Source organism: Flavobacterium sp. 270 (assembly GCF_004368785.1).
In the GTDB taxonomy this organism is placed as follows: domain Bacteria; phylum Bacteroidota; class Bacteroidia; order Flavobacteriales; family Flavobacteriaceae; genus Flavobacterium.
Genome location: NZ_SODM01000005.1, coordinates 173,052 through 197,895 on the forward strand (window position 1 = coordinate 173,052; position 24,844 = coordinate 197,895).

A 24,844-nucleotide genomic window follows, 5' to 3' on the forward strand; every position below is an offset into this window, starting at 1 on the left:
GAAAATTGAATGTTTTTGAAGTTTGATATTAAATAAACTAAATGAAAAATGAAATCGAAAGAAACAATTTTAGAAACAAATAATAAACAAAAAGAATTTTATAATACTAAAAAGAAAAATTTTGCCACAAAGGTTTGGTCAAAAATTAGAAATGGAGTTTTAAATAAAATAAAAAAGAACATTGGAGTTCAAGATCAGTCATATGAGTTGCATAAAGATTGGTTCGGGGAATTATCTTCAAAAAAAGTATTAGACCTTGGCTGCTTTTCAGGAAATTATTGGTCAATATATTTGGCAGAAAATTCAAAAGAATATTTAGGTATTGATTTAAGTGATGTTGCAATTGAAAAATTAAGAAAAAAAATTGAGCATCTCCCTAACGCTAGAGCAGAAGCTATTGATTTTCTTTCGGATGAGTTTTCAATAGATAATTTTGATTTAATTTATGCTTATGGAGTTTTACACCATTTTGAAAATACCACTATTTTAATTGACAGACTAAATGAAAAATTAGCTCCAGAAGGAGAAATAATAAGTTACGATCCTCTGGAAACTAGTTTGCCGATAAAAATAGTAAGAACTTTATACAGACCTTTTCAATCTGATGCAGCTTGGGAATGGCCATTTACTAAAAAAACATTTTATCAGTTTAAAAACTCCTTTGATATTGTTGAAAGAAGAGGACTTTTGGGCAAATCAAAATGGATAGCAATTATTAATTTATTGCCTATTTCTGCTGAAAAAAAGATAAAAATTGGTCAACAATGGCACAATCAAGATTGGAATAATTCTATAAATTCAGACGCCGCTTTGTTTAGCTGTATGCATATAACTATGTTGATGAAGAAGAAAACCAGCCTATGAATTTGTTTCAATTAATAGCGTCAGATTATAAAAAGCACAAGAAATATGGAGGACATTTTTTTGGTATTGTTTTTCTTACTCAAGGTTTTTGGGCTGTCTTTCAGTATAGAATCGCGCATTGTATTTATACAAAAGTAAAATGGAAGATTGTTAAATTTCCGTTGTTATTCTTCATTTTAATATGGCAGAAAAATATAGAAATTATTACGGGAATTTCAATTCCGTATACAGCAAAAATTGGTCATTCCTTTTATATCGGTCATTTTGGGGGTATAATTATCAATTCAAATGCAGTTATTGGCAACAATTGTAATATTTCGCAGGGTGTAACTATTGGCGTTTCTGGAATAAACGAAAATAGAGGAATACCAGTTTTAGGTAATGAAGTTTACATGGGAGCCAATTCTGTAATTGCCGGTAAAATTATCATTGGCAATAATGTACTAATTGGTGCTTGCTCAATGGTAAAAGATTCTTTTCCAGATAACTCAGTTTTAATAGGTGTTCCAGCAGTTTTAATTTCTCAAAAGGGAACAAAAGATTACATCTGATGAGGTTATTAATAGTTTCAAACGCACCATTAATATTTAAAGATAAATCTCCGTACGCTTACGCACCTTATGTAAATGAATTAATTATATTAAAGAAATTTAGTGACAAAATTGATTTTTGCTGTCCAGTTTGGGAAAATGACAGGGGTCTTTTGATCTCCAAATTTCCTTTTGAGATTCATCATAATTTTAAATTAATAGATTCAAATTTAAATTCTTTCAAGCAAGTAATACGATCAGTTTTTTACAGTTTTTACAATGTAATAGTTTTGTTTTCTGCAATGAAAAATGCGGAACATATCCATTTACGATGTCCTGGAAATATAGGTTTGATTGCTTGTTTAGTTCAGGTTTTATTTCCAGGTAAAATAAAAACTGCTAAATATGCCGGAAATTGGGATCCAAAAAGTAAACAGCCATGGTCTTACAGATTGCAAAAATACATTTTGAACAATACTTTCATGACCAAAAATATGCAAGTTTTAGTCTACGGAGAATGGCCTCATCAATCTAAAAATATCAAATCTTTTTTTACGGCGACATATTCAGAATCTCAAATAGAAAATATTCAGGAAGCTAATTTTAGTTCAGGCTTAAAATTTATTTTTGTAGGAAGTTTAGTTGCAGGCAAAGAGCCTCTTTATGCAATAAAAATCGTGGAGAAATTAGCCGAAAAAGGACATAATGTTATGCTAGATTTATATGGTGGAGGAATAGAAAGAATTTCTTTAGAAAAATACATCCAAGATAATAAATTGAATAAATATGTTGTTTTAAAAGGAAATCAAAATCAGGAGACCATAAAACAGGCTTACAAAGAAAGTCATTTCGTAATACTGCCTTCTAAAAGCGAAGGCTGGCCAAAAGCGATTGCAGAAGGTATGTTTTGGGGATGCGTTCCTGTATCAACTGCAGTATCATGTGTTCCTTTTATGCTCGATTATGGGAATAGAGGACTTCTTCTGGAAATGAATCTAGAAAAAGATACAGATCAAATTCAAAATTTAATTTTGGATAAAAAAGAGTATTTGTCAAAAAGTAAATTAGCATTGAGTTGGTCACAGAAATATACTACAGATCTTTTTGAAGCTGAGATTAAAAAGCTTTTATTAAAATGAGAATTGTACAAATTATAGATTCTTTAGATTCTGGCGGAGCTGAACGAATGGCGGTTAATTTTGCTAATGCATTAGTTAAAAAGGTCGAGTTTTCAGGTCTAATTGCAACTCGAAAAGAAGGAGTTTTGAAAAACCAGATAAGCTCAAAAGTGTCTTATGAATTTTTAAGAAAAACCAAAAGCATTGATTTTAAGAGCGTTTTTAAGTTAAGAAATTACTTAAGAAAAAATAAAATTGATATAGTTCATGCTCATAGTTCTTCCTTTTTTATTGCTGTTTTAGTGAAGTTTACATTGCCAAAAATTAAAATTATTTGGCATGATCATTATGGTACGAGAGCTAAAGAATTAAAAAAAGAAAATAAGATATTAGTTTTTTTATCTGTTTTTTTTACTTCAATATTTGTAGTTAATTTCCAATTGAAAGAATGGAATGAAAGAAATATGAATTGTAAAAAAGTGTATTTTGTTCCTAATTTTATTTTAGAAAATCGGGACATCTCACAGATTACAAATCTTAAAGGCAATGATGATAGGCGTATTGTTTTTTTAGCAAACTTAAAAAATCCTAAAAATCACATTCTAATCTTGAAAGCCTTTCTTGAATTAAAATTATATGAATCCGGATGGAGTTTGCATTTGATAGGTAAAGATTATTTCGATTCATATTCCCAAATTATAAAAGAATTTATAGAAACAAATTCTTTACAAAACCATATACATTTGTACGGGACTAAGAATGACATTAAATATATCTTGTCACAAGCTTCGATTGGAGTTCTTTCTTCTACACAAGAAGGTTTTCCTGTTACTTTATTAGAATATGCTTTAGAAGGATTAGCAGTTATTTCTACAAATGTTGGATATTGTTCTGAAATAATTCAAGAAGGATTAAATGGTTTGTTATTTGATCCTTTTAATGATTCAGAAGCAATGCTTCAGCTGAAAAAAATAACTAACGATGAGGTGTTCAGAAAAAAAATCGGAAATAATTTTAAAGAATCGGTTGTTAGAACTTATTCAGAAGAGAAAGTAATAGAGAAGTTAATTTTAGCTTATGAAAAATAAATTGATGAAAAATAATTCATTGTCATATGTTTACCTTCTTTTGGTTCATGCAGTAATTGCATTAGTGATTTTTGTAGCACCTTTTTTATCTAAAATTTATGCAGTTATAATTCCTGTGGTGGGAGTTTTAATTGTTCATCGAAACAAAAATAAAAACAATGAAGTGCTTTATGTAAGTGCTTATTTGGTTGGTGCAGAAGTTTTTTTACGAATGACAGGGGGTAATTTTAATAATGAATATATAAAATTTCTTGTTGCGTTTTTTATGGTGATGGGAATGATCTATAGTAATTTTTCTAAAAATTCATTTGCGTATGGCTTCTTTATCCTATTACTAATTCCGAGTATTGTAATAACCTCTACTGTAGCAAATTTTGATACAGATATTAGGAAAACATTAGTGTTTAATTTATCAGGACCAATTTGTTTAGCACTATGCTCTATATATATGTTCAAAAGAAAAATTTTATTTTCTAACTTACAAAATATTGTTTTGGCTATGGGATTTCCTATATTAACAACTACTATTTATTTGTTTTTGTACAATCCAAACGTAAAAGATGTAATTACGGGAACTCAATCTAATTTTGAAACTTCAGGAGGATTTGGACCTAATCAGGTTTCTACAATTTTAGGATTAGGAATGTTTATTTTTTTTACTCAATTAATTTTGTTTTCAAAATCAAAAAGGGAAAGTATTTTAAATGGAATTCTCTTAATTTTTATAAGCTTTAGAGCTGTTGTAACTTTCTCTAGAGGAGGTGTTATTACTAGTCTAGGAATGATAATCTGCCTGTTGTTTTTATTGTATTATTTTTCAAATGCCAAAGGAAAAAGTAAATTCATCATTGTTTTTACTGTAATTGGGTTAATGGCTGCAGGGATTTGGACCTATACTTCTCTACAGACCCATGGGCTTCTTGAAAAGAGGTACGCTAATCAAGATGCAAGAGGAAGAGTAAAGAAAGATCGTTTGGGAGGTAGGGAAGCGATAATAAATGCCGACATAAAAGTGTTTTTAGATAATCCTGTTATGGGTGTTGGCGCAGGGATGGGAAAACAAGCACGAAGAGAATCGTTAGGTATAGAGGTTGCTTCGCATAACGAGATAACCAGAATGTTATCAGAACATGGTTTGTTTGGTATTTTTGGATTAATAATTCTTTTCTTAACACCTTTTATCATTTATATCAATAATATACAACATCTATATTTTTTATCATTTTATGTCTTTTGGCTTTTAACAATAAACCATGCCGCTATGCGTATTGCAGCGCCTGCTTTTGTCTATGCTTTATCACTTCTTACAGTAGTAGTCAAAATTCCTGAAAAAGAAAAGGATACTCTGGATTAAATTCTGTTTTTTATAATACATTTGCCTCGAACTAAATAACCCCCAAATCATGTTCGCAAAAAATAAAATACATTTCGAAATATCAGAACGAAAGGTATTACTTAGTGCTTTAGATGCCTTTTTTGTTATAGTGGCATTATATCTATTAAGTATACTATTTGATTATAATTATTTTCTTTTTGAGAGAATGTATTATTTTAGTCCAGTTTTGCTTATCTTTTATATTTTTGTATTTGGTTCTATTTTCGAAATGTACAACTTGCAAGTTGCGAGTAATCAATTTCAAGTTCTTCGAAGTGTAGTTTTAACAGCTACAACAAGTTCCCTGATCTATTTGTTTACTCCAATACTTTCTCCAGAACTTCCGAAACAGCGTTTAATAATCTTTATTTTTTATTTTACATTACTTGGTGCATTATTGGCTTGGCGTTTTTTTTATGCATTTTTTTTAGCATCACATAGATTTACGCAGAATGTAATTTTGATATGTGATCAAAGCCAGGTTGAAGAATTGGTTTCAGGTCTTGAAAGCGTGGATCCACATTATAAAATTATTGGATTTGTAAATTCAGATGCTGTCGAAGCAGAAGATTCAAATTTTCATTATGTAAAAGAAATTAAGAAAGAGAATCTAGAAGATTTTGTAAAAAATAGATACGTTTCAGAAATTATAATTGCCTCTCAGAAAACCGACGGTATCACAGCCGATTTATATCAGCAGTTGCTCCATCTGTTAGAATCTGGAAACATTATTCGGGAATATACACAAGTTTACGAAAGTAAAACACAGCGTATTCCGGTTCACTATATATCAAGAGATTTTTATAGATTTTTCCCTTTCAGTAGAAGTAATAATAACAAATTATATTTGTTACTAATTCGATTTATCGAAGTTTTGTTCTCAGTTTTAGGTATGCTGATTTGTGTCGTTTTTATTCCTTTAATTTTTATCGGAAATCTTTTAGCAAACAAAGGAAGCTTGTTCTACACACAAGAACGAGTTGGTAAAAACGGAGTAGTTTTTAAGATCTATAAGTTTAGAACAATGGTCGAAAACTCAGAAACAAACGGAGCCGTTTTTGCAACTTCAAACGACAGGCGAATTACTCCGTTTGGTAAATTTATGCGCAAGTCCAGAATTGATGAAATTCCGCAGGTTATCAATATTCTAAAAGGAGATATGGCAGTTATTGGGCCAAGACCCGAGCGTCCTTTTTTTGTAGAGGAAATCGCCAGTATTATGCCGTTTTATGAAACCCGTCATGTTATCAAACCCGGTATTACAGGTTGGGCACAGGTCAATTATTCTTATGGAGAAACCATAGACGAAAGTTTAATAAAACTGCAGTATGATTTATATTACATAAAACATCGAAGTGTTTTCCTTGATTTAAGTATCACTTTTAAAACAATCACAACAGTCTTATTTTACCGTGGACAATAATTAAATAATAATAGGAATTCGTTTTTTATTTCGTATTGCAATTCTAACTAAGATTACCCCACTTGCTATGATCATCGGTAAAACAATAAAGAAATGAGCCTTGTTGATTATAAAAATAGAGTAAACAGCTAAGAAAATTAAGTGCAATACAGCAAGTCTATAAGTCGCAGTTTTATTTTTTAATACTGTAAAAACAATCAGAATTAATAAAAGCGGACTAAATAACAAAACATTATAATTCATTGCCAGTTCGTGGTGAAGCGAATAAAATCCAACAGAAAGAAAAAAGATTCCCATTAAAGATAAAAACAAAAGATAAACAATGTCTAACAATCTGCTGTTTGGTAAAACAAAAACAAGAAGCAGCATAATGTAAGAGAATATATTATTCCACCATGAAAATGGAGTTGTTTTATCAAAACTTAATAAAGTTTTACTATTACTTACAAAACGTTTATTTTGAAAAGTAGTTTTTTCTAAACTGTTTTTTAATTCAAAAGGTAAAAAAATCTTCGTTCCCAATTGATCTACTTTTGTTCCAAAAATAATACTGGTTCCTAATTTTTCGTAAAAATGACCGTCAAAGTAAGGGAATAATATAGATCGATAGGTTTTGTCTGTATCGCCTATTTTAGTTATTACCTTTTGATTTAAAGATTTATTGATGATATCAACAACCATCGAGGTACAGTTTTTATCAATAAATTTATAAGTATAATAACGATCTTCAGAAAGTAAGGTTGTATTTAAGTTGTCAAAAAGTTTTTGCTTTTGATCTTGAGAAATTAGAAGCTCCTGCTCGTAAACACTTCTCTTTTCATAATTGTATTCATTCATAAAATCTGCAAATGGATGTGCAACTACAAAATATTGCAAATCACCTTTTGTAAATTTGGCAACAAAATTTGGAGTTCCAAAATCAAAAGCACCATAATTGTAAACAATATCCAGATTGTTTGCAGGATCAGCAACTCTAATCGCAGTATGTCCAAAATAAGAATAAGTTTCATTACCTAATCCGCAGGTAATTACACTTATTTTAGCGTCTTTAGATAATGGTAAATTTTGACTAAATCCAATAAAGCTTAATAAGAATAGTAAAATAAAAAGTGTTTTTTTGAAAAGGACATTTTTCATGATTTAAAATTTTAAAAAGTTTTAATGGGTTATAAAAAATTATCTAAAGATACCTAAATCTACTTTTAAAGAAAAAATATTCGAGTATAAAGCCGTACTTTGATTGCCTAGATCGGTCAAAGCATAATCAACTTCGATTCCTTTGTATTTGAAACCCAGACCAATATTAGGCTGAAAATTTATTTTCTCTGAATTGTCTAATTGCGTTACATTCTGAAAATTTCCTGCTCCTGCTCTTAAAAACACCAAATCAGTATAACCAAATTCAAACCCAATTGCAGGATCAATACTTACTATTTTTGATGAAATAATATCATTAGTCTGTTCAAAACGCATGTTTAAATTGGTAGCAACCATAAGACTATAATCGTTATGAAAATCAAATCTTTTAGAAACTCCCAATTGTGCCTTTGGTAAAGTAATTTCAGTACTTTCTGGTAATTCATTATTCTCTCCCGGAATAGCATTGGCAATTTTTGCATATTCCTCTTCATCAATATTCCACACATTATACGTGGTCGTAATATCGCGAAGCATCAAGCCGAATTTCCAGTCGTTTTTTTCAAATTGAAGTCCAAAGTCAAAACCAAAACCCCACGAATTAGCAAACTTACCAATAACTCTTCGGATTATTTTAGCATTTAGACCATATTGAAATCCTTCAACCGGCAGTTTTCTTGCATAAGAAAAAGTGAAGCCATAATCTGCAGTAGAAAACAAACTAATACGATTGTAATCAATATTTCCCTGACTGTCTATTAATTGAGTAGTGTCCATGATGTCATCCACACCAAAACGAATCATTGAGATTCCCCAGGCACTTCTGTCGTCAATAGGACTTGCATATCCAATAAAATCATATTGGGCAATATTGGCAAAGTAATTGGCGTGCATCAAAGAAATTTGATGATCTTCAAGGTGAGTTAAACCGGCAGGATTCCAATATACAGCATTTACATCACTTGTAGAAGCGGTCACCGCACTCGACATTCCTAATGCAGCAGCGTCAACACCAATATTCATAAATTCATTCGAATATTTTCGAGCAGTTTGAGAATACTGAGCAGTATAACTCCAAAATAATAAAAACACAAAGATTTTCTTCAACGTATATTTTTTTGCAGATCGAAGCCTGTTTTTAATTTTTATCAAAAATATAATATTTTACTGATCTAGTTGGTTTCTTTTTATAAATATTACGAAACTAAATGACAGAAGTAAAAAACTCTTCTAAAAACATATTTTACATACACTTATTATGCTAAATTTGTTGTTACCATTATCAAAATTTATAAAAATGAATATTAAAAAGCACATTCCTAACCTAATTACATTAATTAACCTTTTTTGTGGCTGCATTGCAGTAGTTTACATTTCAGAAGCCAATTATTTAATGGCTTTTTATATGGTTTGTTTAGGAATCTTCTTTGATTTTTTTGATGGTTTTTTTGCCAGATTATTCAAAGTTTCAAGTCCGCTGGGTTTACAGTTAGATTCTTTGGCAGATATGGTAACCAGCGGTGTCGCGCCGGGTTACGTAATGTATAGTCTGTTTGCTAACAGCGCGCATGAATTAGGAACACATCCTTTTATTCCGTTTTTAGGATTCATAGTAACTTTAGGTTCTTGTTACCGTTTGGCTAATTTCAACATTGATACACGTCAAACCGATTCTTTTATTGGTTTGCCAACACCAGCTAACTCACTTTTTATTTTAAGCCTTCCTTTGGTTATTGAATATTCTGATTCTTTAATGATGTTGGAAATCTTAACCAATCAATGGATTTTATTAGTTATAACTTTATTGAGCGCTTATATTTTGAATGCAGAAATTCCTTTATTTTCATTAAAAATCAAGAAATTTAATTTTAAAGACAACGCACTTCAAATGTCATTTTTGTTGATTTCTTTTGTGATACTTCTTTTGCTTCAATATATGGCGATTCCTTTAATTATCGCTTTCTATGTACTGCTTTCAGTTGTAAATAATCTGTTTTTGAAAAAGTAGTTTTTTATTGATTATTGATGGCAAGAAAAACAACTTATCGAAAAACCATATCAAGGAAACCAGCCAGATCATTGTTTGGCAGAATCCTGCGTTTCGTTTCTTTATCGGTATTTGCATTACTTTTTATTGCAGTAATATACCATTACCGAAGAGGTTTGGCTTATTATTTAGGTTTTAAAAAAAATCAGCTTACCGAGAAAGAAATCGAAGACAAGCGACTTTCAGATGTTCGTAATTTTCAGGTCTTAGCCAAACACGAAGGAAAATCGATTGGTTTGGATGTGTCTGAATATCAGGGAAAAATAAGCTGGTCTTATGTTGATACATTAGAACAAAAATATCCTCTGGATTTTGTATTTATTAGAGCAACTGTCGGCAGGGATCGTGTTGATTATCAGTTTGGAAAAAATTGGATTGGCGCTAAAAAAAACAAAATGATTAGAGGCGCTTATCATTATTATCGCCCAAATGAAAATTCTATAGAACAAGCCGATCTTTTTATAAAAACCGTAAAACTAGAAAAAGGAGATTTGCCTCCGGTTTTGGATATCGAAAGATTACCAAAAAATCAATCGTTAGACAGTCTGAAAAAAGGTTTAAAACGTTGGCTTATTAAAGTGGAAAACCATTATAAAGTTCGTCCGATAATTTATACTGGCGAAAGATATTATTCTGATTTTTTAAAAGACGAATTTGGAGAATATCTTTTTTGGATAGCCAATTATAATTTCTACAGGGAAAAAATCGAAGACGACTGGCTGTTTTGGCAGTTTACAGAAAAAGCAACCGTGCCCGGAATCGAGCGTACAGTAGATGTAAATATTTACAACGGAGATTTACAGCAATTACAATTTATAACTGTCGATTAGTGCTTTAATAATAGCGCTAGCGGAATTAATGCAAGGATTGCTATAAATATCAGAACCGAATATGGGTTGGCAAAATTAACTGTCCAACCCATTTCTTTTATTCTTTTTGGAGGTAGTAATCGATTGTCTTTCGGATTATAATAAAAGCATCCAAAATGCCAGTTGTTGGGATCTTTGTGCCAATTATCAAAATCTTCCTGAGTTGGTTTTTCTGAATTCATTTTTGTTATTAATATCTAAAATTGAATACTGAAACTGTGATTGATTTTTTTTCTAAAATTCCAACTTCTTTTTACGAAGCTCAAAATTTTGTCCAAGATAAACACGGCGAACCATTTCATCTTCAACCAATTCTTCTGGAACTCCTGCTTTTAAGATTCCACCTTCAAACATTAAGTAGGTTTTGTCGGTAATCGCTAAAGTTTCCTGAACGTTGTGATCGGTAATAAGAATTCCGATGTTTTTATTCTTAAGCTGTGCTACAATTCTTTGAATATCCTCAACCGCAACCGGGTCAACTCCCGCAAAAGGTTCATCCAATAAAATAAATTTTGGATCAGTTGCCAATGCACGTGCGATTTCGGTACGACGGCGTTCTCCTCCAGAAAGTAAATCACCTCGGTTCGTACGAATATGTTCTAAACTAAATTCTTCAATTAGACTTTCCATTTTTGCAATTTGAGCTTCTTTAGAAAGTTTAGTCAATTGCAAAACGCTCAAGATATTATCTTCAATACTTAATTTTCTAAAAACAGAAGCTTCTTGCGCCAAATAACCAATTCCTTGTTGTGCACGTTTGTACATTGGGTAATCGGTAATATTCAAATCATCAAGGTAGATATTTCCCTGATTTGGTTTTACCAATCCAACGATCATATAAAAAGAGGTTGTTTTTCCGGCACCATTTGGGCCTAAAAGTCCAACGATTTCACCTTGATTAACTTCAACAGAAATTCCTTTTACAACACTTCGTCCTTTGTATGTTTTTATTAAATTATCGGCTCTTAGCTTCATTATTTTTAATTAGAAAATGTGAAAATTAGAAAATGAGATAATTCAAAAACTAGCTCAATTTAATTTTAAAAATGATTTGAAAAGGCAAAATAAGATAAAATAAATTAATCCATTAAATCAATTAACATAACATGTAGAATTATCTAATGGGCTAATTATCAAATTATCTAATTCCCAGACTGCTCTTCTAAAGCTTCCCAAAATTCGTAAGCTCTTCTTAAATGTGGGATTACAATTGTTCCTCCAACCAAAGTTGCGATTCCCATAGCTTCCATCATTTCTTCTTTAGTAACGCCTTCTTTATGTGAGGTTTCCAAATGGTATTTTACACAGTCATCGCAGCGTAAAACTGCGGACGCCACTAATCCTAAAAGTTCTTTTGTTTTTACATCAAGAGCTCCCGGAGCATAAGCGTTTGTATCAAGATTAAAAATTCTCTTTACAATTTTGTTATTATCTGCAAGCAGTTTTTCGTTCATTTTAGAACGATAGTCGTTAAATTCTTGAATCATATCAGACATTTTCTTTCATTTTATTTTTATAAACAATCCTTGAGATAAGGATACTCACTTCGTAAATAATTAGCATTGGTATAGCAACAATTGTCTGGCTCACAACATCTGGTGGTGTAACAATTGCAGCGATAATCAAAATAATTACAACGGCGTATTTCCAATATTTTCTTAAGAAAGAAGGAGTTACTAATCCTAATTTGGTTAAGAAATAAATAACGATTGGTAATTCAAAAAACAGAGCACTACCAAGAATACTCGTTTTTACCATTCCCATATAAGATTCAAGCGTAAATTGGTTTTTTACAATGTCGCTGACAGAGAATGTTGCAACGAAGTTTACCGACATCGGTATTACAATATAATATCCGAATAAAACTCCTAAAAAGAAAAGCATTGAAGAAGTAAAAATAAATACTCTTGCATTTTTACGCTCTTTCTCATATAAAGCCGGACTGATAAATTTCCAGACTTCCCATAAAATATAAGGGAAACTTAAAATGAAACCAGCCAAAATACACATCCATACAAAGATGTTTACCTGACCTTCCATTTCAGTATTCTGAATAATAAAATTCAGCTCGGTTATGCAGATGCTGTCTGCAAATCCTAATTGGTGCGATAAGTCACAAAACCAAACATAAGTAAAAAATGTTGGTCTAATTGGACCTAAAATAATTTGATCAAATAAATAATCACTTACAAAATAAGTGACAAATGCCATTATCAAAATTGCGATTGTGCTCCTAACCAATAACCATCTTAATTCTTCAAGATGATCCAAAAATGACATCTCGCCAAGGTTTTTCTTTGCCATTATACGATTCCTTCTTTTAAAATGTCATGTAAATGTAATACTCCTTTGTACTCGTTGTTATCAGAAACAATTAATTGTGTAATTGCAAAATCCTCCATAATGTTTAAAGCATCAACAGCCATCGTGTCTGATGATATTAATTTAGGATTTTTGCTCATAATATCTTTTGCAGTTAAGTCAGCAATAGTATCTACGTCATTTAACATTCTTCGGATGTCTCCGTCAGTAATAATTCCGATAATTTTATCATTTTCAATTACAGCAGTTACACCCAGTCTTTTTTCTGATATCTCAAAAATAACCTTTTTTACCGAAGTATCTGGCGTAACCATTGGTTTTAACGAATGTTCGATCATATCCTTAACGCGAAGCAGTAGTTTTTTGCCTAAAGCACCACCTGGATGATAAATGGCAAAATCTTCTGGTTTAAAATCGCGCATTTCCATTAAACAAACGGCAAGAGCATCGCCAATAACAAGCTGTGCAGTTGTACTGTTTGTTGGTGCTAAATTTATCGGACAAGCTTCCATGTCAACCGTGGTATTTAACACATAATCAGAACCTTTTGCTAAAGATGAAGTTATATTTCCTGTAATTGCAATTAAAGTGTTTCCAAAGCGTTTTAATAACGGAATCAACACTTTTATTTCAGGACTATTACCGCTTTTTGAAATACAGATTACAATATCTTCATTTTGTATCATTCCTAAATCACCGTGAATGGCCTCAGAAGCATGCAGGAACATCGATGGAGTGCCGGTAGAGTTAAAAGTAGCCACCATTTTTTGAGCAATGATTGCGCTTTTTCCTATCCCTGTAACGATCAGACGGCCCTTAGATTTGTAAATAAGTTGAGTTGCTTCGTAGAAATTTTCATCTAGAAAATCAATTAGCTTTGTAATTGCTTCACTTTCAGAGAGTATTGTTTTTTTTGCTATCGCTAATATATTTTCTTTCGAGATCAAAACAGAATGTTTAAAATTTGTATGTATAAAAGAAAGTTGTATCTTTATGTGTTGCAAATTTATACAAATTACCATTAATATAAAGAATGAATTCAAACGAAATTGAAATACACAAGGAATTAAAGAAGTATTTCGGCTTTAGCCAATTTAAAGGCTTGCAAGAGCAAGTCATTACAAGTATCTTAGGTAAAACGAATACTTTCGTGATTATGCCTACAGGCGGCGGAAAGTCTCTTTGTTATCAATTACCCGCTTTAATTCAGGACGGAACGGCGATAGTTGTTTCTCCTTTAATTGCATTGATGAAAAATCAGGTCGATGCCATTCGAAGCCTTTCTTCAGAAAACGGAATTGCCCATGTATTAAATTCATCACTAACCAAAACAGAAATTGCACAAGTCAAAAAAGACATTACTTCTGGTTTGACCAAACTCTTGTATGTTGCACCAGAATCGCTGACAAAAGAAGAATACGTTCAGTTTTTACAAAGCGTGCCTATTTCTTTTGTAGCTATTGATGAAGCGCACTGTATTTCAGAATGGGGTCATGATTTTAGGCCGGAATACAGAAACTTAAAGAATATTATTAAACAATTAGGTCAGGTACCTATTATAGGTCTTACGGCAACTGCAACGCCAAAAGTTCAGGAAGACATTCTTAAAAATCTGGATATGTCTGATGCTAATACTTTTAAGGCATCATTCAACAGACCCAATTTATATTACGAAGTACGTACAAAAACCAAAAATATAGAATCGGATATTATTCGATTCATCAAACAGCACAAAGGCAAATCTGGAATTATCTATTGCCTGAGCCGTAAAAAAGTAGAATCTATCGCCGAAGTTTTGCAGGTAAACGGTATTAGTGCCGTTCCGTATCACGCAGGTTTAGATGCTAAAACCAGAGCAAAACATCAGGATATGTTTTTGATGGAAGATGTAGATGTTGTGGTAGCAACAATTGCATTCGGAATGGGAATTGACAAACCAGACGTTCGATTTGTAATTCACCATGATATTCCAAAATCTCTGGAAAGTTATTATCAGGAAACCGGACGCGCTGGACGTGACGGCGGAGAAGGACATTGCCTTGCTTATTACTCCTATAAAGATGTAGAAAAGCTGGAAAAATTTATGTCTGGAAAACCAGTGGCAGAACAAGAAATTGGATTTGCACTTTTACAAGAAGTTGTGGCTTACGCCGAAACCTCAATGTCACGCAGAAAGTTCTTATTGCATTATTTTGGTGAAGAATTTGACAGCGAAACCGGCGAAGGTGCAGATATGGACGACAATGTTCGTAATCCAAAAAATAAAATTGAAGCCAAAGAACAAGTCGTTAAATTATTGGAAATCGTACGCGATACCAAACATATTTACAAATCAAAAGAAATTGTATTTACCTTAATAGGTCGTATAAATGCAGTAATAAAAGCACATAAAACTGATACACAGTCGTTCTTTGGTTCAGGATCTGATCACGACGAAAAATATTGGATGGCTTTGCTGAGACAAGTTCTTGTAACAGGTTATCTATCAAAAGATATTGAAACCTACGGAATTATTAAAATTACCGAACAAGGATTAGACTTTATTAAAAATCCAGTTTCATTTATGATGTCCGAAGATCACGAATACAGTGAAGCTGAAGACGAAGCAATTGTTACAGGCTCAAAATCATCTGGTACTGCCGATGAAGTTCTGATGGGAATGCTTAGAGAACTTCGTAAAAAAGTAGCCAAAAAATTGGGAGTTCCTCCGTTTGTTGTTTTTCAGGATCCTTCTCTTGAAGATATGGCTTTAAAATATCCAATTAGTTTAACCGAACTGTACAATATTCACGGAGTTGGTGAAGGAAAAGCCAAAAAATACGGCGGTGATTTCATTACCTTGATCAACCGTTATGTAGAAGACAATGACATTATTCGTCCAGACGATTTAGTAGTAAAATCTACCGGAGTAAACTCTGCTAATAAATTATATATCATTCAGAATATTGACCGAAAATTATCATTAAAAGATATCGCTTCCGCGAAAGGACTTACGATGGATGCGTTGATTAAAGAAATGGAGCAAATCGTATATGCAGGAACAAAACTTAATATTAAATATTGGGTTGATGATATGCTTGACGACGATCAACAAGAAGAAATTCACGATTATTTCATGGAATCTGAATCTGATAAAATCGAAGACGCATTAAAAGAATTTGATGGCGACTATGATATTGATGAATTAAGATTGATGAGAATTAAATTTATCAGCGAGGTAGCGAACTAAAAGCTTACGCAAATTCTAATACTATAAAATTCCAAATTCCAAAACTGAAAAGTAATTGGAATTTGGAATTTCTGTTTTTAATAATTTCTCATTTTTTGTCATTTCGACGAAGGAGAAATCGCACTAGAAATTCCGCAAAAATTGTCGGCATTCTTTATGGTTACGTGTGCGATTTCTCCTTCGTCGAAATGACAAGATTGCGATTAAGATCGAATCAAAATAGTTGGAATTTGGAACTTAAAATATTGGAATTTTAACCCTCATATACTTCCCCGCGATGCGGTTTCAAAGCATCTCTTACAGCAATCATATTTTGTTCTTCAACAACCATAAAAGCAGTTGCGTGCATTTCGTTTATGATATTGAAACCCGTAATATTCAACGGAAGTTTTTCTATAACGATATATTCTTTTAAATGAATTTCGTGGTGTTCAGCGGTTTTTGCTGAAGCCGGACCACGAAAATCCCAAATCAATTTTATTTGTCTAGACATTTTTTTGAGGTGCAAAGGTTCTTAGGTGCAAAGGTACAAAGACTATTTGAAAAAGGTTCTGAGGTTCTGAGATACTGAGATTCTAAGGTTTTTTTGTAGAGACGCACTGCGGTGCATCTAATTGAGGTGTTAGTTTTGTTGAAATTTTAAGATCATTTTAATCAAAATAATCTGTGGCTAAAATAAATAGTAAAGATTTTAGAAAGAGAGATTAATTCTAAAATCTGCTTTGATCTGTGTTAATCTGCGTGCAAATTTTTCCGTAAAGATAAAATCTCATTTCAAAATAGTACTTTTGCATCTTCTTTTCATAGAAAGAAAAGCTAATAGAAAAATAAAATACAATGCCAAAAGAACTTTTACTTCAGGTAACGCCAGAAATAGCTGCAAACGAATCACTGCTAAAAGACTATTTGTCTAAACAAATAAAAGTTTCACCAGCAGAAATTCAGCATGTTACCATTTTAAAAAGATCTATAGATGCGCGCCAAAAAGCCATCAAAATCAACCTGAAAGTTGTAATTTATTTTAAAGGTGAACCTTTTCAGGAAACCAAAATAGAATTACCTATATATAAAGACGTTTCTAAAGCACAAGAAGTAATTGTTGTTGGAGCAGGGCCGGCCGGACTTTTTGCAGCTTTGCAATTAATCGAATTAGGATTAAAACCAATTGTAATTGAAAGAGGAAAAGATGTTCGAGGACGCCGTCGTGACTTAAAAGCAATCAACGTAGATCATTTGGTAAACGAAGATTCTAATTATTGTTTTGGTGAGGGTGGAGCAGGAACTTATTCTGACGGAAAATTATATACACGTTCTAAAAAGCGTGGCGATGTAACCAGAATTTTAGAACTTTTAGTAGCTTTTGGAGCTTCAGAAGATATTTTGGTAGAAGCACATCCGCATATTGGAACTAATAAACTGCCGAAAATCATCGAAGACATTCGAAATAAAATTATCGAATTTGGCGGACAAGTTTTGTTTGATACCAGAGTTACCGATATTTTAGTTAAAAATAATGAGGTTAAGGGAATTGTGACTCAAAAGGGAGATACAATTAATGCTAATAAATTAATCTTAGCAACCGGACATTCCGCTCGTGATATTTTTGAATTATTAGATAAAAAGAAAATATTTATAGAAGCAAAACCTTTTGCTTTAGGAGTTCGTGCAGAACATTCACAGCAATTAATAGACAGCATACAATACAGTTGTGATTATCGTGGCGAACATTTACCGCCGGCGCCATATTCGATCGTAAAACAAGTTAACGGTCGCGGAATGTATTCTTTCTGTATGTGTCCCGGCGGTGTAATTGCGCCTTGTGCGACAAGTCCGGGCGAAGTGGTTACAAACGGTTGGTCGCCATCTAAACGTGATCAGGTTACAGCAAATTCTGGAATTGTAATAGAATTAAAATTAGAAGATTTTAAACCTTTTGCAAAATTCGGCGCTTTGGCCGGAATGGAATTTCAAAAAAGTATCGAGCAAAAAGCGTGGCATTTGGCCGGAGAAACTCAAAAAGTTCCTGCACAAAGAATGATCGATTTTACACAAAATAAAGTTTCGTCAGAAATTCCGAAAACGTCTTATGTTCCAGGAACAACTTCTGTAGAAATGGGACAGGTTTTTCCGGGATTTTTATCCCAGATTTTAAGAGAAGGTTTTAAAGAATTCGGAAAATCGATGCGCGGTTATTTAACCAACGAAGCGATTTTGCATGCGCCAGAAAGCAGAACATCATCTCCGGTTCGTATTCCGAGAGATCCGATTACTTACGAACATTTGCAAATAAAAGGTTTATATCCGTGTGGAGAAGGAGCAGGTTATGCAGGCGGAATTATTTCTGCTGCCATCGATGGTGAAAAATGTGCGTTAATGATTGCAGAAACTTTGAAATAATTTTACGGCGGAAAATATTTTATGTCTGAATTTCTTATTAATTTAGAGATACGACATATCAATATTAATTAATCGCCATGAAAGATTTCTTTTCGAATTTATTTAATAGAAACAACGATCCAAAATCAATAATTTCTTTTGATGTTATTGATCCAATTTATTCTTATTTATATAACGAAAACGGCAGTCTTGAATTCAAAATAAAAGGAATTCAGGAAAACGTAAACGTTAATTTGTTTTATTTTCCGGGTTCTTTTGATCATGAAGAAGGACACGCAGAAATTAAAAAAGCCGGTTTTAATAACGCTTATGAAGTTTTAAACGAACTTTATAAAAAGATTGACATTGGGCCAATTTCTGAAGAAAATATGCAGGCAGGATTAGAATATGATTTTATCCATATTCAGTTTTATTCTGCGCCGAGTGCAGAAATGAAAAAATATTTTAAGCGCGTGCTGAATAATTTTGTCATCTTTTTTTGTGCTACAAACAGTCTGGAAACAAACAATTTTAGAATTTTATATTCAAGCAGTCATTTTACAGATTACACAAAAGGATTGTTGGGTACAGAATATCTGGATTTTAATAATCCAAAAAATCAAACAGAGGAAATTGGGATTAAAGATTTTAAAATTGTGCTGCAGGGAATTTGTCAATATTTGAATTTACAAATTCCTGAAGGTGTTGAACTTCCTTCTTTGGAAAATTTACTAGAAGCGGAAGAAGTTACATCTGAAACTTTTGAGGAGTTTATAAAATTGGTTTCAAGAGGAGATGTTGATGACAAACTGATAAGTAAACAATCGAAGAAACTATTCAAGAATTTTCAAAAAGAAACAAAAGAATACCATCATAAAGTTGAAGGTCATTATGAGTTTTTTGAAAGTGTAAATGCATGGAACAGCGATTGGAAATTTGATCCGGAAGATGCAGAATATTTTATTTCTGAAATGATTGGCGAAGATCTTAATTTTGCATATCCGGAAGAAACTTATAGCCACGATTTATTCCCCTACATTCAAACTGCATTAGAAAAACACGATCTCGAATTATTGAGTTACGAAACTTATGGCGATAGTTATTTGTTTTTTGTAGCGAATAAAAATGATGTAGGCAGAATTTTAGAATTATCTGAATTAACAAAGATTGAAGTTGTTCAGTTGTAAAGATTAGTTTGCCACGAATTACACTAATTCCACAAACTATTAAAGTTTTACAACAAAAAATTAGTGAGATTAGTGAAATTGCTTCGCCAGTTCGCTATCGCTCGGGTCGTGGCAAAAAAACTAAGGAATCAATATAATTTTCCCAGTGCTTTTTCTACTTTCCAGATAATCGTGCGCCAGTTTTCCTTCTGATAATTTGAAAGTTGTTGGAGGTAGAAGCGTAATTTTCCCTTCGATAATCCAATCAAACAATTGGTTTGCTCTTTTTATTCTTTCTTCTTTTGAGTTTAAATAACTCCACAAATCACCGCCAGTTAAAGTTTTAGAACCGTCCATCAACATTCTTGGATCTACAGGTTCTGGATCGCCGCCCGCCATTCCGAAGAAAACAACTTGTCCGCATTCTTTGGTAACTTCAAAACTTGTTGCCAAAGTATTTCCGATGCTGTCATAAACAACATCAACACCTTTTGGATTTATTTTAAAAAGCTCCGATTTCCAATCTTCATTATACAATAAAACATGATCTGCGCCTTGTTCTAAAGCTACTTTTGCTTTTTCTGAAGAAGAAGTCAAGCCAATAACTTTAGTGCCTAAAAGTTTACTGATTTGAGTTAAAAACTGACCAACACCGCCAGCAACGGCATGAATCAAAACAGTTTCGCCTTTTTGAGTCTTATGACTGTCTGTTGCTAAATAATGCGCAGTTAAACCTTGTAATAATATAGAAGCTGCAACTTCAAAGGAAATAGCTTCTGGTAACGGCAATACGTGATTTATATTAACGGCAACCAATTCTGCATTGGCAAACGGCGCATCCGCGAAAGCGACACGATCTCCAACTTTAAATTCAGGATTATTATTGGCATCCACTACAATTCCGGCACCTTCGTAACCTGCAATAAAGGGCGGATTTCCTTTTAAATGATAATTTCCCTTTCGTCTGTAAACATCGGCAAAATTTAATCCGATAGCTTTCATTTCGACTAAAATCTCGGCGTTTTTTAATTGCGGATTCGGAATTTCGATATATTCTAAAACATCAGAATTCCCGAAAGAAGAAAAGGTAAGTGCTTTCATTTTAAATTATTTTAAGGATACAAAGATCGGAAAATTTGCAGTTAAAGACAGAAAAGTCTTTCTTAAAATTAAAAATCCCCGCTTAAATATATAAACGGGGATTTTGTTTTTTTGCCACATATTAAAAGGATTTTTACAGATTATTTTAATCTGTGGCAAAAAATAAACTTTAAATTTTAGGAAACTTCATATCATTAAAAGTACTTTTTTGTGCAGCAAGTTTTTCTACGTCTTGCCATTTTCTTGGAGATTCAACAGAAAGATTTTCGTAAGAATCTTTTTTTATTAAAATATCATCTTCAATACGAACACCAATATTCCACCATTTTTTATCGCACTTACTATTTGCCGGAATATAAATTCCTGGTTCAACGGTAATAATCATATTTTCTTTAAGCAAACCGTAATTTCCTTTGTCGTGAACATCTAGACCAAGGAAATGCGAACAACCGTGCGGATAGTAAAGATTAACTTCTTTAAGATCTTTTATAATACCAAGTTTTAATAATCCTTCTGCCAAAACCTCTTTTGCTTTTTTATTTACATCAGAAAGAGAAGTTCCTTCTTTGCAGATTTTAAAAACCTCTTCCTGCGCATCATAAACCAATTGATAAATTGCCTTTTGCTCTTCTGTAAATTTTCCGTTTGCCGGAATTGTTCTCGTAACATCAGCAGAATAACCGTGATATTCAGAACCAACATCCATCAATAATAATTGATTGTCGATTTTTGTGCTGTTGTTTTCTCCGTAATGCAAAATACATCCGTTTGCACCGGCGCCAACAATTGGCGGATAACCTTCTCCTTCTGCACCATATCTTTTGTGAATATAAGCATGAATTCCGTCCGCTTCATTTTCGCTCATATCTGGGCCAACCGCTTTCATAACTTCGTTGTGGGCGATGCAGGAAAGTTTAACGGTTTTACGCATCAATACTATTTCTTCGGGAGTTTTTATTTCCCGAAGTGAACTTGTGATTTTTGCAAATAATACTTCCGAAACTTTATCTTCTTTAGTAATTCCGGCTTTCGTTTTAAACTCTTGCAGTAAACCGTACAAATCAAAACCGCTGTTGTTGTTTTCTATATCTGTCGGAATCTGATCATAAATTATTTTGTCAAATTTTTTAAAATCGACAGCAAAGTCTTTAAAGTCTTTACCGTTATAAACAGTCGAAAATCCTAATTTCGATTTTGTTCCATCAACACCTAAACGTCTTCCGGTCCAGGTTTCTTTAGAGGCATTTCTTTCTCTAATAAAAAAGACTTCATTGTAGGTTTCACCAGTTCCCTGCGCTTCTTTAAAAATCAATAAAACAGCATCTGGCTCTTTGTAACCTGTTAGGTAATACAAATCTGGATTTTGATGAAAATTGTAATTGATATCTCTGGAGAAAATTCTTTCTGGATATGAAAATATGACAGCAACAGAATTTGCAGGCATTAATGCTCTAAAAGCTTCTCTTCGGCCTTTATGAAATTCTTTTGAAAGATAATCTGTCGGAAGATTTTCCTGTGCGTAAACCTGAATAATAAATATAGAAAGCAAAAGAGATAAAAGAAAACGCTTCATTTTTTGTGGTTTTGATTGTGGTTTAATACCTGCAAATTACAAAAAAAAATGGTTGCCACGAATTACACGAATTTCACTAATTTTTTTCTTGAAAAGCTTAATTGTAATTTGTGAAATTTGTGTAATTCGTGGCGAAAAACAAAAAAGCCACCCATAAAAATGGACGGCTTTTCGTGAATAATAATTAGTAACCTTTATTTCTTTTTTAATTTGTCTTTAAAAACTTTTTCAAATTTTTCTATTTTCGGCTGAATTACCATTTTGCAATACGGCTGATTTTTGTTGTTTGCATAATAATTCTGATGATAATCTTCGGCTTTATAGAAAACTTTAAAAGGTTCTACTTTTGTAACAATCGGACTGTTGTAAACTTTTGCTTTGTTTAATTCGGCAATAATGCTTTGAGCCGCCTTCTTTTGTTCTTCGTTTTTATAAAAAATCACAGAACGATATTGTGTTCCAACATCTGCGCCTTGTCTGTTTAGTGTTGTTGGATCATGAACGGTAAAGAAAACTTTAAAAATTTCATTAATATCGGTTACGTTTTTATCGTACGTAATCTGAACCACTTCGGCATGGCCGGTTTCTCCTGTACAAACTTCTTCGTAAGAAGGGTTGGCAACATTTCCGCCAGAAAATCCAGAAACTACAGATTTTACGCCGTTGAGGTTTTCATAAACTGCTTCGACACACCAATAACAGCCACCGCCAAGGGTAATAGTTTCTAGGTTTGAAGCTTTTTTTGCCGTGGTATTTTGTGCAAAACCGTTTAAGGATAATGCGAAAAGGCAGAATAAAAATATATTTTTCATGTTTAATTATTTAGAATCAGGAATAAAATCTAGAGCAATTGAGTTCATGCAGTAACGTTTTCCGGTAGGAGCAGGGCCGTCATCAAACAAATGTCCTAAATGTCCGCCGCATCTGCCGCAAAGTGCTTCAATACGTTCCATTCCCAGTGAATTATCGTTTTTATAAACGACACTTTTTTTGCTGTCTTGTTCAAAAAAACTTGGCCAGCCGCAGCTGCTTGAGAATTTAGCGGTCGATCTAAAAAGTTTATTACCGCAAGAAGCACAATAATAGGTTCCTTTTTCATCAGTATTCCAATATTTTCCCGTAAAAGGTCTTTCTGTATCGGCTTCGCGCATTACAGCATATACATCGTCTGGTAATACTTTTTTCCATTCGGCATCACTCACATTAAGTTTTGTAGTATCTGTATTAGAATAATAAGGATTTCCGGGTTTCTTGATCACGTTTTCCATAGTTGTAGATTTTGTTTGCTGCTTTTTTGAATTTTGTCCGCATGCCTGCAAAATAAAAAGCGGGATCAAAAGGCAAAGGCTGAAAAAATGAGTTTTTGTTTTCATGTTATGAGGCTTTAATTTTGTAATTCAAAGATACGTCGAGAGTTGGTCTTGAAATGTCGTCTAGATTACAATTGAGATTATTTTAAGTATGTTTTAACTTTTCATTATTTACGTAAAACGACAGGCTGTAGTTTTTGTTTCTTGTTTTTAAAGGTTTTTGGATTTATAGCAAAATGTAAAGCATTGTTAATCAATTTTTTGAAAATTAAGAAGTGAGTTAAACTTTTCACAATCTTCTCTAGGATTTTCAAGCCATTTCTTTTTTCGTATTTTTGTTAAATCAACACGCCTTATGATAGAAGAAAACGTAATATTAGTTAATCAAAATGATGAGCAGATTGGCTTAATGCCAAAATTAGAAGCACATGAAAAAGCAGTTTTACACCGCGCTTTTTCGGTTTTTATTTTAAATAGTAAAAATGAAATCATGCTGCAGCAGCGTGCGCATCAAAAATACCATTCGCCTTTACTTTGGACTAATACTTGTTGTAGTCATCAGCGAGAAGGCGAAACCAATATTGAAGCCGGAAGCCGAAGATTGTTTGAAGAAATGGGTTTTAAAACAGAATTGAAAGAACTCTTTCATTTTATATATAAAGCTCCTTTTGATAATGGCCTTACAGAACACGAACTGGATCATGTTATGATAGGATATTATAATGATAATCCATACATAAATACAGAAGAAGTCGAAGATTGGAAGTGGATGAAAATTGAAGATGTTAAAACAGATATTGAAAAACAGCCCGAAATATATACGGTTTGGTTTAAAATAATTTTTGATGAATTTTACCATTATTTAGAAGATCATAAGATTTAACCTAGCTAACCAAAAACCTAATGAGAGTAACCATATCAAGAAAAGCACATTTTAATGCTGCACATCGACTGCATCGAAAAGATTGGACAGAGGAAAAAAACAATGCTGTTTTTGGAAAATGCAACAATCCCAATTTTCATGGTCACAATTATGGTTTAACAGTAAGTGTTACAGGAAAAATTGACCCGGAAACTGGTTTTGTTTTAGATGTGAAAGTATTAGCGGATATTATACTTGAAGAAGTAGAAATTCCGTTTGATCACAAAAATCTGAATCTGGATGTACCGGAATTTCAAGATTTAAATCCAACTGCCGAAAATATCGCTGTTGTGATATGGAATAAAATTAAAAAAAGAATTCAGCCCGATTTTGATTTAGAAATCGTGCTTTATGAAACGGACCGCAATTTTGTAACTTATAAAGGAGAATAATA

General features: G+C 32.5%; 25 protein-coding genes. 13 read left to right on the forward strand and 12 right to left on the reverse strand.

All coding sequences use genetic code 11. The annotated features are described in order from the left end of the window. The first annotated feature begins 48 nt into the window (after positions 1-48). The 6 genes from EV144_RS18050 to EV144_RS18075 are packed head-to-tail and all read left to right on the forward strand — an operon-like array spanning position 49 to position 6,398. The gene (locus EV144_RS18050) at positions 49-864 is read left to right on the forward strand and encodes a class I SAM-dependent methyltransferase (RefSeq protein ID WP_134150552.1); all 816 of its coding nucleotides are present in this window, start codon (positions 49-51) and stop codon (positions 862-864) included. Further along, positions 861-1,415 carry a serine O-acetyltransferase gene (locus EV144_RS18055; protein ID WP_134150553.1) on the forward strand — a complete coding sequence of 185 codons (555 nt, stop codon included), beginning with the start codon at positions 861-863 and terminating at the stop codon, positions 1,413-1,415. The genes EV144_RS18050 and EV144_RS18055 overlap by 4 nt, the downstream gene beginning before the upstream one ends. Then, complete coding sequence (locus EV144_RS18060; RefSeq protein ID WP_134150554.1) at positions 1,415-2,533, forward strand: glycosyltransferase; 1,119 nt, start codon at positions 1,415-1,417, stop codon at positions 2,531-2,533. Before EV144_RS18055 ends, EV144_RS18060 begins: the two co-directional genes overlap by 1 nt. Continuing rightward, positions 2,530-3,600, forward strand: a complete 1,071-nt coding sequence (locus tag EV144_RS18065; RefSeq protein WP_134150555.1) for a glycosyltransferase — start codon at positions 2,530-2,532, stop codon at positions 3,598-3,600. Before EV144_RS18060 ends, EV144_RS18065 begins: the two co-directional genes overlap by 4 nt. Positions 3,601-3,604: 4 nt before the next feature. Then, entirely contained in the window at positions 3,605-4,954 is a 1,350-nt protein-coding gene (locus tag EV144_RS18070) for an O-antigen ligase family protein (protein WP_134150808.1), read from the forward strand. A 49-nt stretch (positions 4,955-5,003) separates the two neighbouring features. After that, entirely contained in the window at positions 5,004-6,398 is a 1,395-nt protein-coding gene (locus EV144_RS18075) for an exopolysaccharide biosynthesis polyprenyl glycosylphosphotransferase (RefSeq protein WP_134150556.1), read from the forward strand. On the opposite strand, the gene EV144_RS18080 is transcribed toward EV144_RS18075, so the two are convergent. Continuing rightward, complete coding sequence (locus EV144_RS18080) at positions 6,399-7,535, reverse strand: DUF4105 domain-containing protein (protein WP_134150557.1); 1,137 nt, start codon at positions 7,533-7,535, stop codon at positions 6,399-6,401. Between the two features lie 39 nt (positions 7,536-7,574). Beyond that, the gene (locus EV144_RS18085; RefSeq protein ID WP_134150809.1) at positions 7,575-8,558 is read right to left on the reverse strand and encodes a PorV/PorQ family protein; all 984 of its coding nucleotides are present in this window, start codon (positions 8,556-8,558) and stop codon (positions 7,575-7,577) included. Between the two features lie 274 nt (positions 8,559-8,832). Between EV144_RS18085 and EV144_RS18090 the strand changes: the two genes are divergently transcribed. Continuing rightward, positions 8,833-9,543, forward strand: coding sequence for a CDP-alcohol phosphatidyltransferase family protein (locus EV144_RS18090; protein ID WP_134150558.1), 711 nt, complete (start codon positions 8,833-8,835; stop codon positions 9,541-9,543). A gap of 17 nt (positions 9,544-9,560) precedes the next feature. Then, positions 9,561-10,412, forward strand: a complete 852-nt coding sequence (locus EV144_RS18095; protein ID WP_134150559.1) for a glycoside hydrolase family 25 protein — start codon at positions 9,561-9,563, stop codon at positions 10,410-10,412. Here the strand turns inward: EV144_RS18095 and EV144_RS18100 are convergent. From EV144_RS18100 to EV144_RS18120, 5 genes are all read right to left on the reverse strand, one after another. Next, complete coding sequence (locus EV144_RS18100) at positions 10,409-10,633, reverse strand: DUF5808 domain-containing protein (RefSeq protein WP_134150560.1); 225 nt, start codon at positions 10,631-10,633, stop codon at positions 10,409-10,411. The two genes, EV144_RS18095 and EV144_RS18100, sit on opposite strands and share 4 nt — an antisense overlap. A gap of 52 nt (positions 10,634-10,685) precedes the next feature. Continuing rightward, on the reverse strand, positions 10,686-11,426 hold the full coding sequence (lptB, locus tag EV144_RS18105; RefSeq protein WP_012022391.1) for an LPS export ABC transporter ATP-binding protein: 741 nt from the start codon (positions 11,424-11,426) through the stop codon (positions 10,686-10,688). A gap of 167 nt (positions 11,427-11,593) precedes the next feature. Further along, on the reverse strand, positions 11,594-11,947 hold the full coding sequence (locus EV144_RS18110) for a carboxymuconolactone decarboxylase family protein (protein ID WP_134150561.1): 354 nt from the start codon (positions 11,945-11,947) through the stop codon (positions 11,594-11,596). After that, positions 11,940-12,755: a twin-arginine translocase subunit TatC gene (gene tatC / locus EV144_RS18115; RefSeq protein ID WP_134150562.1), complete on the reverse strand. Its 816-nt coding sequence runs from the start codon at positions 12,753-12,755 to the stop codon at positions 11,940-11,942. Before tatC ends, EV144_RS18110 begins: the two co-directional genes overlap by 8 nt. After that, positions 12,755-13,720, reverse strand: a complete 966-nt coding sequence (locus EV144_RS18120) for an SIS domain-containing protein (RefSeq protein WP_166670602.1) — start codon at positions 13,718-13,720, stop codon at positions 12,755-12,757. The genes tatC and EV144_RS18120 overlap by 1 nt, the downstream gene beginning before the upstream one ends. Before the next feature lie 86 nt (positions 13,721-13,806). Here EV144_RS18120 and recQ point away from each other — a divergent pair, with 86 nt between their 5' ends. After that, positions 13,807-16,002, forward strand: coding sequence for a DNA helicase RecQ (gene recQ, locus EV144_RS18125; protein ID WP_134150563.1), 2,196 nt, complete (start codon positions 13,807-13,809; stop codon positions 16,000-16,002). Between the two features lie 253 nt (positions 16,003-16,255). Here recQ and EV144_RS18130 read toward each other — a convergent pair whose 3' ends face one another. Further along, positions 16,256-16,495: a hypothetical protein gene (locus tag EV144_RS18130; RefSeq protein WP_134150564.1), complete on the reverse strand. Its 240-nt coding sequence runs from the start codon at positions 16,493-16,495 to the stop codon at positions 16,256-16,258. A gap of 344 nt (positions 16,496-16,839) precedes the next feature. Here EV144_RS18130 and EV144_RS18135 point away from each other — a divergent pair, with 344 nt between their 5' ends. Together EV144_RS18135 and EV144_RS18140 are read left to right on the forward strand one after the other, a co-directional pair. Further along, entirely contained in the window at positions 16,840-18,399 is a 1,560-nt protein-coding gene (locus EV144_RS18135; protein ID WP_134150565.1) for an NAD(P)/FAD-dependent oxidoreductase, read from the forward strand. Between the two features lie 77 nt (positions 18,400-18,476). After that, entirely contained in the window at positions 18,477-19,565 is a 1,089-nt protein-coding gene (locus EV144_RS18140; RefSeq protein WP_134150566.1) for a hypothetical protein, read from the forward strand. A 120-nt stretch (positions 19,566-19,685) separates the two neighbouring features. On the opposite strand, the gene EV144_RS18145 is transcribed toward EV144_RS18140, so the two are convergent. From EV144_RS18145 to msrB, 4 genes are all read right to left on the reverse strand, one after another. Then, positions 19,686-20,645, reverse strand: a complete 960-nt coding sequence (locus EV144_RS18145; protein WP_134150567.1) for a quinone oxidoreductase family protein — start codon at positions 20,643-20,645, stop codon at positions 19,686-19,688. A gap of 169 nt (positions 20,646-20,814) precedes the next feature. After that, positions 20,815-22,218, reverse strand: a complete 1,404-nt coding sequence (locus EV144_RS18150; RefSeq protein ID WP_134150568.1) for an aminopeptidase P N-terminal domain-containing protein — start codon at positions 22,216-22,218, stop codon at positions 20,815-20,817. A gap of 194 nt (positions 22,219-22,412) precedes the next feature. Continuing rightward, the gene (msrA, locus tag EV144_RS18155; RefSeq protein ID WP_134150569.1) at positions 22,413-23,030 is read right to left on the reverse strand and encodes a peptide-methionine (S)-S-oxide reductase MsrA; all 618 of its coding nucleotides are present in this window, start codon (positions 23,028-23,030) and stop codon (positions 22,413-22,415) included. Positions 23,031-23,036: 6 nt separating this feature from the next. After that, positions 23,037-23,591: a peptide-methionine (R)-S-oxide reductase MsrB gene (gene msrB, locus EV144_RS18160; protein ID WP_134150570.1), complete on the reverse strand. Its 555-nt coding sequence runs from the start codon at positions 23,589-23,591 to the stop codon at positions 23,037-23,039. Positions 23,592-23,883: 292 nt separating this feature from the next. On the opposite strand from msrB, the gene idi reads away from it, so the two are divergent. Together idi and EV144_RS18170 are read left to right on the forward strand one after the other, a co-directional pair. Continuing rightward, positions 23,884-24,411: an isopentenyl-diphosphate Delta-isomerase gene (gene idi / locus EV144_RS18165; protein ID WP_134150571.1), complete on the forward strand. Its 528-nt coding sequence runs from the start codon at positions 23,884-23,886 to the stop codon at positions 24,409-24,411. A 20-nt stretch (positions 24,412-24,431) separates the two neighbouring features. After that, the gene (locus tag EV144_RS18170; protein WP_134150572.1) at positions 24,432-24,842 is read left to right on the forward strand and encodes a 6-carboxytetrahydropterin synthase; all 411 of its coding nucleotides are present in this window, start codon (positions 24,432-24,434) and stop codon (positions 24,840-24,842) included. Positions 24,843-24,844: the final 2 nt, after the last annotated feature.

What these genes read in the sequence shown, in the direction of transcription:
- EV144_RS18050 (WP_134150552.1), top strand. Translation starts at nt 49, where the DNA reads ATGAAATCGAAAGAAACAATTTTAGAAACAAATAATAAACAAAAAGAA.
- EV144_RS18055 (WP_134150553.1), top strand. Translation starts at nt 861, where the DNA reads ATGAATTTGTTTCAATTAATAGCGTCAGATTATAAAAAGCACAAGAAA.
- EV144_RS18060 (WP_134150554.1), top strand. Translation starts at nt 1,415, where the DNA reads ATGAGGTTATTAATAGTTTCAAACGCACCATTAATATTTAAAGATAAA.
- EV144_RS18065 (WP_134150555.1), top strand. Translation starts at nt 2,530, where the DNA reads ATGAGAATTGTACAAATTATAGATTCTTTAGATTCTGGCGGAGCTGAA.
- EV144_RS18070 (WP_134150808.1), top strand. Translation starts at nt 3,605, where the DNA reads ATGAAAAATAATTCATTGTCATATGTTTACCTTCTTTTGGTTCATGCA.
- EV144_RS18075 (WP_134150556.1), top strand. Translation starts at nt 5,004, where the DNA reads ATGTTCGCAAAAAATAAAATACATTTCGAAATATCAGAACGAAAGGTA.
- EV144_RS18080 (WP_134150557.1), bottom strand. Translation starts at nt 7,535, where the DNA reads ATGAAAAATGTCCTTTTCAAAAAAACACTTTTTATTTTACTATTCTTA.
- EV144_RS18085 (WP_134150809.1), bottom strand. Translation starts at nt 8,558, where the DNA reads ATGAATATTGGTGTTGACGCTGCTGCATTAGGAATGTCGAGTGCGGTG.
- EV144_RS18090 (WP_134150558.1), top strand. Translation starts at nt 8,833, where the DNA reads ATGAATATTAAAAAGCACATTCCTAACCTAATTACATTAATTAACCTT.
- EV144_RS18095 (WP_134150559.1), top strand. Translation starts at nt 9,561, where the DNA reads ATGGCAAGAAAAACAACTTATCGAAAAACCATATCAAGGAAACCAGCC.
- EV144_RS18100 (WP_134150560.1), bottom strand. Translation starts at nt 10,633, where the DNA reads ATGAATTCAGAAAAACCAACTCAGGAAGATTTTGATAATTGGCACAAA.
- lptB (WP_012022391.1), bottom strand. Translation starts at nt 11,426, where the DNA reads ATGAAGCTAAGAGCCGATAATTTAATAAAAACATACAAAGGACGAAGT.
- EV144_RS18110 (WP_134150561.1), bottom strand. Translation starts at nt 11,947, where the DNA reads ATGTCTGATATGATTCAAGAATTTAACGACTATCGTTCTAAAATGAAC.
- tatC (WP_134150562.1), bottom strand. Translation starts at nt 12,755, where the DNA reads ATGGCAAAGAAAAACCTTGGCGAGATGTCATTTTTGGATCATCTTGAA.
- recQ (WP_134150563.1), top strand. Translation starts at nt 13,807, where the DNA reads ATGAATTCAAACGAAATTGAAATACACAAGGAATTAAAGAAGTATTTC.
- EV144_RS18130 (WP_134150564.1), bottom strand. Translation starts at nt 16,495, where the DNA reads ATGTCTAGACAAATAAAATTGATTTGGGATTTTCGTGGTCCGGCTTCA.
- EV144_RS18135 (WP_134150565.1), top strand. Translation starts at nt 16,840, where the DNA reads ATGCCAAAAGAACTTTTACTTCAGGTAACGCCAGAAATAGCTGCAAAC.
- EV144_RS18140 (WP_134150566.1), top strand. Translation starts at nt 18,477, where the DNA reads ATGAAAGATTTCTTTTCGAATTTATTTAATAGAAACAACGATCCAAAA.
- EV144_RS18145 (WP_134150567.1), bottom strand. Translation starts at nt 20,645, where the DNA reads ATGAAAGCACTTACCTTTTCTTCTTTCGGGAATTCTGATGTTTTAGAA.
- EV144_RS18150 (WP_134150568.1), bottom strand. Translation starts at nt 22,218, where the DNA reads ATGAAGCGTTTTCTTTTATCTCTTTTGCTTTCTATATTTATTATTCAG.
- msrA (WP_134150569.1), bottom strand. Translation starts at nt 23,030, where the DNA reads ATGAAAAATATATTTTTATTCTGCCTTTTCGCATTATCCTTAAACGGT.
- msrB (WP_134150570.1), bottom strand. Translation starts at nt 23,591, where the DNA reads ATGAAAACAAAAACTCATTTTTTCAGCCTTTGCCTTTTGATCCCGCTT.
- idi (WP_134150571.1), top strand. Translation starts at nt 23,884, where the DNA reads ATGATAGAAGAAAACGTAATATTAGTTAATCAAAATGATGAGCAGATT.
- EV144_RS18170 (WP_134150572.1), top strand. Translation starts at nt 24,432, where the DNA reads ATGAGAGTAACCATATCAAGAAAAGCACATTTTAATGCTGCACATCGA.